Origin of the sequence: Cellulomonas rhizosphaerae, from assembly GCF_003470205.1 — a bacterium.
Taxonomy (GTDB): domain Bacteria; phylum Actinomycetota; class Actinomycetes; order Actinomycetales; family Cellulomonadaceae; genus Cellulomonas; species Cellulomonas rhizosphaerae.
Window position 1 is genome coordinate 1 of sequence record NZ_QWKP01000083.1, and the last position, 5599, is coordinate 5599.

Genomic DNA, 5599 nt, shown 5'->3' on the forward strand with positions numbered 1-5599 from the left:
CACGCCGCATCCTGCGCGGCGTGCCGCACACCCACGCGCACCCAGCAACGGAGTGGGAGCGGACCGGGCGGGAGCCCGCGCTGCCCGCGGGGCCTCAGAGGGTGGTGAGCAGGGACTCCACGACGGTGGCGGAGCGGTCCGCGGCGTCGTCGACGTGCGTGAGGAACTCGCCCGCCTCCATGGGGCTGCACAGGTCCGAGATGCCCCGGACCGAGACGAACGGGACCCCGAACAGGTGGGCCGTCTGCGCGAGCGCGGCCGACTCCATGTCCGTGGCCAGCGCCCCGGGGTAGGCCTCGCGGACCCGGGCCACGCGCTCGGCGTCGATGAACGAGTCGCCGGAGATCGTGAGGCCGGCGTGGACCCGCAGGTCCTCGCGCGGAGCGGTCGCGGCGGCGGCCAGCGCCGGATCGGCCGGGTACGACGCGGGCATGCCGGGTACCTGTCCCAGCGCGTAGCCGAAGGCGCGGGCGTCCGCGTCGGCCAGGACGTACGACGAGCCGACGACGACGTCCCCGACGCGGATGCCGACCCCGAGGCCGCCCGCGCTCCCGGCGCTGATCAGCACGCGGGCCGACGACGAGCCGAGCGCGACCGATGCGGCCGAGGCCGCGTTGACCAGCCCGATCCCGGACCGCACGAGCAGCACCGAGCGGCCGCCGAGCACGAGCCGGTGGTGCTCGGCACCGCCCACGACCACGGCATCGCCGACCGAGGAGGCGCGCGCGAGGAACGGTGCAGCCTCGTCCGTCATCGCGACGACGACGACCGCGTCCACCGGACCGGACAACGGACCGAGCTCGGCCCGGTGGGCGGCCCGAGACGTCACGCGGTCACCTGCGACCAGGAGTCCCGCTCCGCCAGGAACGCGCGCGCTGCCTCCTGCGCGCCGGACAGCGTGTGGTTCGCGCCCCAGCCGCACTGCACCTCGTTCGCCGCGGGAACCTCGTCGGCCACGAGGACGTCCTCGAGCGTGTCCGCCACCAGCGCCAGCACGGCGTCGTACTCCCACTGCCCCTGCAGGATCAGGTAGAACCCCGTCTGGCAGCCCATGGGGGAGAAGTCGATGACGCGGTCCGAGTGGTTGCGCGACTTCTCGGCGAACAGGTGCTCGAGCGAGTGCACGGTCGGCATCTCGAGGTGCGCGACGTTGGGCTGCGTGAACCGCACGTCGTACTTCTCGATGACGTCGCCCGCCGGCAGCTTCTTGGTGTCCGCGAGGCGCACGTACGGCGCGGCGACGGTGCGGTGGTCCAGGTTGAACGACTCGACATTCATGCGCTCGGGCACGGCGGGGCTCCTCGGATCGGCGGCGACCACCCATTCTGCCGTGACGCGCGCCGTCCAGGGGCACCGGCTAGCCTGCGCGCGTGACCACGACGCAGACGCGGGCTGATGCCCCCGCCGCACCGCCGCGCTCGGGTGCGGGCTTCCGGCCCGACATCCAGGGGCTGCGCGCGATCGCCGTCGTGCTCGTGCTCGTGTTCCACGCAGGGGTCCCCGGGCTGCCGGGCGGGTACGTCGGCGTCGACGTGTTCTTCGTGATCTCCGGCTACCTCATCACCTCGATGATCGTCACCGAGGTGAGGGAGACGGGCCGGCTGCGGCTGGGGCGGTTCTACGCCCGACGAGCGCGCCGGCTGCTGCCCGCCGCAGCGACGGTCCTGGTCGCGACCGCGATCGCGACGGTGCTCTGGCTGCCGGTGACCCGGTGGCGGGAGATCGCGGGCGACATGGCGAGCACCGCGCTGTACGTCGTGAACTGGCGCCTGGCGGGGCGGTCGGTGGACTACCTCGCCGAGGGTTCCGCCGCGAGCCCCGTCCAGCACTTCTGGTCGCTCGCGGTCGAGGAGCAGTTCTACGTGCTCTGGCCGGTGCTCGTGCTGGTCGCCGTGCTGTGGGCGCGTCGCCGCGGCCGGGCGGTCAGCGCCCGGCTCCTCGCCGCGGCGATCCTCGCGATCGCGGTGCCCTCGCTGGCCTGGTCGATCCACCTCACGTCGTCGGCGCCCGACGCGGCCTACTTCGTCACGACGACGAGGCTGTGGGAGCTCGCCGTCGGCGCGCTGCTCGCGGTCGGGGCCGCCCGGGTGGCTCGGCTCCCGCAGCGCTGGCTCACCGGCGCGGGCGTGGCCGGCCTCGCGCTCATCGCCTACGCCGCGTTCGTGTTCACCGGCGGCACGCCGTTCCCGGGTGCGGCCGCCCTCGTGCCCACCCTCGGCGCGGCGCTCGTCCTCGCGGCGGGCCTGCGCGACCGGCGCGGCCTGACCGTGCTCGGGCTGCCGGGCATGCAGACCGTCGGGGCGATGTCCTACTCGCTGTACCTCTGGCACTGGCCGGTGGTCGTGGTCGCGACGACGCTGTGGGCCGACGACGCCGGCCGCCTGCCCACGGGAGTCGGGATCGCCGCCGTCGCGCTCTCGGTGCTGCCCGCGTGGCTCGCGTACCGGTTCGTCGAGCAGCCGCTGCACCTCTCGTCGGCCCTGCGGGCCAGCGTGCGCAAGTCCGCGCTCGTCGGGCTGGCCTGCACGCTCGTCGGGCTCGGCGCCGCCGGCGGCGTCGCGCTCGCGGTGCCCACCGGCCCGTCCGGCGCAGCCCCCGGAGCCGCCGTGATCGGCACCAGCGCGTGGAGCGGATCGGCCGACCCGGGCACCGACCTCGCCGAGGTCGTGCCGGCGCTCGCGGACGCGACGGGCGACGTCGCGGACCTCTACCCGGACGGCTGCCACCAGGACAAGAACGGCACGACGGCCAAGGCGTGCACCTACGGCGACCCCGATGCCGACGTGGTCGTCGCGCTCGTCGGCGACTCGCACGCGGCCCAGTGGCAGCCCACGCTGCGCGCGGTCGCCGAGCAGCAGGGCTGGCGCCTGGACACGTACACCAAGGGCAGCTGCGCGTTCGCCGACGTCGACGTGTGGCTCACGACGATCGACGGCCCGTACACGACCTGCTCGCAGTGGAACGACGCGGTCTCCGCGAAGCTCCTGGCCGATCCGCCGACCGTCGTCGTGACGTCCAACGACGCGATCGACGGGGTCGTCGTGGACGGCACGATCCGATCGAAGGCGACGCTGGAGGACGACGTCGCGGACGGCCTGGCGCGCACGTGGAAGACGCTCGCGGACGTCGGCACGACCGTGGTCGCGCTCGGCGACACCCCGTGGATGGCCAAGGACATCCCCGAGTGCGTCGCCGAGCACACCGACGCGTGGGCCACGAAGTGCTCCGTGCCGCGGTCCGCCGCGGTCGAGCGATCGGCGCTCGCCCAGCAGCGGGCCGCGGCCGAGCGGGCCGACGTGCCGCTCGTCGACCTCGACGACTACGTCTGCCCCGGGACCACCTGCCCGGCGATCATCGGCGGCGTGCTCGTCTGGCGCGACGCGCACCACCTCACGGCGTCCTACGCCCGCTCGCTCGCGCCGCGGCTCGCCGACCAGCTCGTCCCGCTCGTCACGGGCTGACGTCAACAGGGCTGACGTCAGGCGGCGACCCGCCGCGCTGACCGCACGCCCGCCGCGACCTTGACCAGCTGGTGCGGACCGACCTCCTCACCCTTGGCGGGTGCGTGCGCGACCTCCACGAACCACACGGGCTCGAGCACGTCCGCGCCGCCCTCGTACGGGCCGGCCCAGTAGGCGAGCGACGCGCCGACGATCTCGACGGGCGTCGCCTTGCGCCGGCCCTTCGCGGTCGCGAGCAGGTTCTCGACGACCTCGTCCTTCTCGAGCACCTCGACCTCGTCGAACGCCTCCACGGCGTCCCACGTCGTCACCGCCAGGAGCACGGGCGAGGCGTCCTCGAGGAACGTCGCCGAGACGCCGGCACGCGGGCCGGACAGCGGGACGCCGTCGAGGAACACGCGGGTGCGCACGTCGGTCTTCGCGTCGAACGCGTACCGCTCCTTGCCGTCGAACCGCACGCCCTGCGTCACGCGAGCGTCGACGCGCACGTCGAGCTTCGCGCCACCGTCGGCGATCGTGGGCCCGAGGCGCAGCTTCTCGGTCAGCTCGGCGACGATCGCCACCGCCTTCTCGGCCGGGATCACGCGCCGCTGGTCGGTCTCCGGCGGCAGGTCGGCGATGCCGCGCCGGTTGTCGACGAGGTTCGTCAGCCCGCCCATCCGGTTGCCCGGCTGGCCGTGCACGACGGCTCCGTCCGGGCCGACCAGGGCGATCGCCTCGTCGGTGCGCAGCAGCTCGCCGCGCAGGGAGATGGTCTCGGCGAGCGCGTTGATGCGGTCGTCGTCCAACGTCGTGGGGCGCACGCGCGCCACCGTCATCGTGGTCATGGCTCTGGTCCGTTCTCAGAGGTGGAGGGGTCAGCAGGCGTGCGGGATCCAGGTCCAGGAGAACCAGGACTGGCCGCGGACGGGGTCGGGGCTGACGGCGCCGTGGCCGTGCAGGAAGTCGGCACCCGTGTTGGTGCCCTGGCTGTTGGCGAACAGCACCGCGGACTCGACGTCGCTCGGCTGGCAGAACTGCGCCATCCAGAACCAGGCGTCCACCACGCGCATCGGCGAGCGGCCGAACCAGTCCGGCAGCCCGTAGGCAACGCTGATCCAGCGGCCGTCCATCGCGGCGGCGAAGACCTTGCCGGGGTTGGCCAGGTCGAGGCTCGTCGTGGTGAAGCTGAGGATCGCGTGCAGGCCCTCGAACGCGTCGGCCCAGCGGTCGAACACGTCGCGGTTGGCGCCCTGCTGGTTCGCGTTCATCTGCAGCGTGTTGCAGACCTCGAGCGCGAGCCACTCGATGTTGTTGTGGCCGAGCCGCAGGTCGCCGTCGTTGCCCGACGAGGTGCTGGTGAAGTCGCCCCGGACCTGGGAGTCGTCGGGCGTGTCGCTGCGGAAGTAGAACCCGCTCGGGCTGCCGTGGCCCGTGAAGTAGACGATGTCGGCGCGCTCGACCCACTGGTCGGCGTGGCCGCCGCGGGCGTTGGCCTTGAAGTCGTCCTCCCACGCGGCCGAGTCGCCCCAGTTGAACAGGCCGGTCGCGCCGTCGTGCAGGCGCAGCTCGTCGTAGAAGCCGCCGGCGTCCTCGTGCTCGTGGTGCAGCGCGTTGAGGTTGTTGTAGGCGTTGATCCATTCCACCCCGATGCTGTACGACATCGTGGGCCCCCTTCGTCGTCGAAAGTGCGGACGAAGGGAAGGGACCGCGGCTCAGGTCGGCAGATACGCGCGGCCGGGGCTAAGTCGTTCAGCCGCAGATGCCGGCCGGCTTCGTCGCCCTCGGGGTGTGCGTCGACCCGGTGGGCCTCGGCTCGGGGTCGGTGAGCGGCCGGTCCTCGTTGAGCCGCTTCCAGATGTCGTCGGCCGCCGACGTCCACACGACGCGGCCCGACTGGGTCGGTGACGGCACGGTCGGCACGGTGATCGCGTCGATCTCGTCGCCGTCGATGCCGCGCAGCCCGTTGGCGAGCCCCGCCATCGTGCGCAGGTCGCCCAGGCCCGGGCTGACGCTGATCGCCTTGGTCGCCTGGTCGAGGACCTTGAGCAGCTTGGTCGGCTTGCCGAGCAGCTTCTCGTGGTGGATCTTGTCCGTCAGCGCCACGAGGAACTCGTGCTGCCGGTCGAGGCGGCCCAGGTCGCTGCCGATCCACAGGT

General features: G+C 73.2%; 5 protein-coding genes and 1 pseudogene. 1 reads left to right on the plus strand and 5 read right to left on the minus strand.

Features of this window, described 5'->3' with window-relative positions; translation table 11 throughout:
- Positions 1-94: 94 nt before the first annotated feature.
- Both mtnN and D1825_RS01505 read right to left on the minus strand, forming a co-directional pair.
- Complete coding sequence (mtnN, locus tag D1825_RS01500) at positions 95-829, minus strand: 5'-methylthioadenosine/S-adenosylhomocysteine nucleosidase (protein WP_233549554.1); 735 nt, start codon at positions 827-829, stop codon at positions 95-97.
- Positions 826-1278 (minus strand): S-ribosylhomocysteine lyase, encoded by a 453-nt coding sequence (locus D1825_RS01505; protein ID WP_118765742.1) that lies wholly within the window; start codon positions 1276-1278, stop codon positions 826-828. Before D1825_RS01505 ends, mtnN begins: the two co-directional genes overlap by 4 nt.
- Before the next feature lie 92 nt (positions 1279-1370).
- Here D1825_RS01505 and D1825_RS01510 point away from each other — a divergent pair, with 92 nt between their 5' ends.
- Positions 1371-3461 (plus strand): acyltransferase family protein, encoded by a 2091-nt coding sequence (locus tag D1825_RS01510; RefSeq protein ID WP_118765738.1) that lies wholly within the window; start codon positions 1371-1373, stop codon positions 3459-3461.
- Between the two features lie 17 nt (positions 3462-3478).
- Here the strand turns inward: D1825_RS01510 and D1825_RS01515 are convergent, their stop codons facing one another.
- From D1825_RS01515 to D1825_RS18095, 3 genes and pseudogenes are all read right to left on the minus strand, one after another.
- Positions 3479-4288 (minus strand): hypothetical protein, encoded by an 810-nt coding sequence (locus D1825_RS01515; RefSeq protein WP_118765739.1) that lies wholly within the window; start codon positions 4286-4288, stop codon positions 3479-3481.
- A 30-nt stretch (positions 4289-4318) separates the two neighbouring features.
- Positions 4319-5104, minus strand: a complete 786-nt coding sequence (locus D1825_RS01520; protein WP_118765740.1) for a DUF6345 domain-containing protein — start codon at positions 5102-5104, stop codon at positions 4319-4321.
- Positions 5105-5192: 88 nt separating this feature from the next.
- Positions 5193-5599 (minus strand): annotated as a pseudogene (locus tag D1825_RS18095) (LCP family protein); the annotation flags it as partial.